Annotated in this window: 4 protein-coding genes; all 4 read left to right on the forward strand. The window is 45.9% G+C overall.

The genetic code is table 11. From position 1 onward, the window contains the following. The coding region (locus CPT76_RS29060) for a hypothetical protein (protein WP_146116470.1) at window positions 1–176 on the forward strand (176 nt) is incomplete at its 5' end. A gap of 3 nt (window positions 177–179) precedes the next feature. Next, complete coding sequence (gene rsmG, locus CPT76_RS29065; protein ID WP_105445361.1) at window positions 180–1,004, forward strand: 16S rRNA (guanine(527)-N(7))-methyltransferase RsmG; 825 nt, start codon at window positions 180–182, stop codon at window positions 1,002–1,004. 641 nt (window positions 1,005–1,645) lie between these two features. Then, complete coding sequence (noc, locus tag CPT76_RS29070; RefSeq protein ID WP_105445362.1) at window positions 1,646–2,461, forward strand: nucleoid occlusion protein; 816 nt, start codon at window positions 1,646–1,648, stop codon at window positions 2,459–2,461. Between the two features lie 406 nt (window positions 2,462–2,867). After that, window positions 2,868–3,180, forward strand: a 313-nt coding sequence (locus CPT76_RS29075) for a ParA family protein (protein ID WP_181153114.1), incomplete at its 3' end; no start/stop codon positions are given.

A 3,180-nucleotide genomic window follows, 5' to 3' on the forward strand; every position in this document is an offset into this window, starting at 1 on the left:
CGATCGACTATAACGATGTTCAAGGTATCGCCATCGAGGCTCGTCAAAAGCTCAGCAGCATCCGTCCGATTTCGATCGGTCAAGCTTCACGCATTTCCGGCGTGACGCCGGCGGATATCTCGATTCTGCTGGTATATCTGGAACACTATAATCGCGTTACAGCGGCAAGAGGTTAACGAATGGATCCGATACAAGAGCAGTTTGCACAGCGTTTAAAAGAACATGGCATTACGCTCGAACCATCCCAGTTGGAACAATTTGAAATTTATTTCAAGGAACTGGTTGAATGGAATGAGAAAATGAACCTTACCGGGATTACCGAGCGGGAGCAAGTATACACCAAGCATTTCTATGATTCCATCTCCCTGGCGTTTTATGTGAACATGGGGGAGATCGGAACACTAGCCGATATCGGCTCAGGGGCGGGATTCCCGGGAATCCCGCTGAAGATTTGTTTTCCACACTTGAAGCTGACGATTATCGACTCGTTAAACAAGCGCATTTCTTTCCTGCAGCACATTGTGCAGGAGACTGGACTTAAGGATGTAGAACTTCTCCATGGCCGGGCCGAGGATTGGGGAAGGAAGGCGGGGTACCGTGATCACTTCGATCTCGTTACCGCCCGAGCAGTGGCCAGGCAGGCCGTCCTGAATGAGTTCTGTCTCCCTTTTGTCAAAGTGAACGGTCTGTTTGCGGCGATGAAAGGAAGCGATCCGGCGGAGGAAGTACAGGAGGCAGCCAAAAGCTTGAAGGAACTGCGGGGTAAGGTGATCGAAGTGGAACGCTTCTTGCTACCTGTAGAGGAATCGGCTCGCCATATTGTCCAGATCCGTAAGACTGCGCCTACCCCGGGCAAATATCCGAGAAAGGCCGGAACTGCGGTTAAATCGCCTTTAGTAATAAAAAAACTGGTTTCAGCAAGCTGTATCAGACTCTATGGAATGTGCAGTCGACTGACTTCCTATCAACGAACTGTCTGGAACCAAGTCATATTTATAAAATGAAGAGGATTGTTTCACGTGGAACAGTCCTCTTTTTTTAGATTATAAAAATATAAATTATCAGCGGAGCTGTTCGATTCTATATAATTTCAAGAAAACTTTTGAAATACGCGGTCTGTCCTTTATAAAGATACAGCGATAGCCGCTTTACTAAGATTATATTGTGATAAATATAACGGTGCCGAATCACTGTGAAATCGCAAGAAATGCTTCTGTTAGAAGTGGTTTGTCTTCTTTGACGTTCCATCGATAAATGCTTTTCCCGATGTGAAAAAATGGATAAATGGCAGGAAAAATCGGGAACTTTGGAGAATAGGATTATATGAAGAAAAGTGGTAGAATAGAGTATAAACTGTATTCTATGAACTGGCTTCAAATGGTATGATAGAGAGGGATGATCGTTGGTAAGTGGTCTGACTGTCAGACCGTTCAGTCATTTGAACCTTATACATAAATTGCGTTCGGATCTGACGATTCTCATCTTCCATTTTGAAGTCATTGAATGACTCTCTATGTCTGGATAGCAGCTGTCAAAGCTCAAGGGTTAGTTGTTACCCATATCCAACGTGGATGTTTCGATGACCTGTAGATTGTTGTTAGGTGCTCTAGCGGTGCTATTACGAATTTAGGTGGTAATATACGGAATGAAAGAACAATTTTCTAAATTGTTTGGTTTGACGGAACGAAGCAATGGGGATGAAGTAAAGCAAATTCCGGTGGCGGAAATCGTAAGCAGTCCTTACCAGCCCCGGACCATTTTTGATGACGATAAAATCGACGAACTCTGTCAAACGATCAAGACGCATGGGGTGATCCAGCCCATTGTCGTTCGTATCCGTAATGCCAAATACGAGATTATTGCCGGTGAACGGCGCTGGCGTGCCGTTTCCAAACTCGGTTTGGAGACCATTCCCGCCATTGTCCGTGAATTCAATGATTCCCAAGCTGCTTCCATTGCATTGATCGAGAACCTCCAGCGTGAGGGCCTGACTTCCATCGAGGAAGCCGTTGCCTATCAAAAGCTCATTGACCTTCATCAGCTTACGCAGGAGAGCTTGGCACAGCGCCTTGGGAAAAGCCAATCAACGATTGCCAATAAAATCCGGCTGCTTCATCTTCCGGAGGAAGTAAAAAATGCACTGATGGAGCGCAAAATTACGGAGCGGCATGCCCGCGCGTTACTGTCCCTCGATACTGAGGAACTGCAGCTGAAAGTGCTGGCTGAGATTGTATCCAAAGAGCTGAACGTGAAACAAACAGAGGCTAGAGTTGCCTTTTACAAGGAATCGGCAAAAATTAAAAAGGCAAAGCGCATCTCTTACACCAAGGACGTCCGGTTGGCGTTGAACACGATTCGCCAATCCATCGATATGGTGTCTGGATCCGGGATGGCCATTAAAACGCAGGAAAACGACCATGAGGATCATTATGAGATCGTGATCAAAATTCCTAAGCGCTAATACGATGGAGCTTAGCGGCTGAGCGGCCGCTTTTTTTAGGAAGTCATAATGAATTTATACTCTAAACCATGAAATCATAGGTTCCAGGCAGCTGAATTTCATAAGATGGAAGAATAGAGGGGGAGAGGGAAAGTTCGCATCTCCCATTTTTCTCGTCAATGTTCTGAAATCAAAGTTGTTCATTGATGGTGTCCGAATAATTGAGTAAAGGTTTTTCTTGTTATTCCAGCAAGGGGAAGCGCACTACTGCAGGGCGAAGCCGTTTCTGCGTATCTGTATCCTTGAAACACCGGTACTTCTGATGTACCGCCGGGGGGCATACAGGTATTTGCAGCCGTTTGTTTTGCTGATGATCACAATCCCGCGACCTACAAGAAGAGTCTTCATACACATAGAGGTGAATTGAGTGTCCAAAATTATTGCCATAGCAAATCAGAAGGGCGGAGTCGGCAAGACGACAACCTCCGTCAATCTCGGTGCAGGATTGGCTTCGCTCGGAAAAAGGGTGCTGCTCGTCGATATCGATCCCCAAGGCAATACAACCAGTGGGGTGGGTGTCAATAAAGCGGATGTAGCGAACTGCATTTATGATGTGATTATCAATGATGTACATCCCAAGGATGCGATCCTGCAAACGCAAATCGAAGGACTTCATATTATTCCGGCAACGATTCAATTGGCTGGAGCGGAAATTGAACTGGTACCGACCATTTCAAGGG

The organism is Paenibacillus sp. AR247 (assembly GCF_002968895.1).
Taxonomy (GTDB): Bacteria; Bacillota; Bacilli; order Paenibacillales; family Paenibacillaceae; genus Paenibacillus_AQ; species Paenibacillus_AQ favisporus.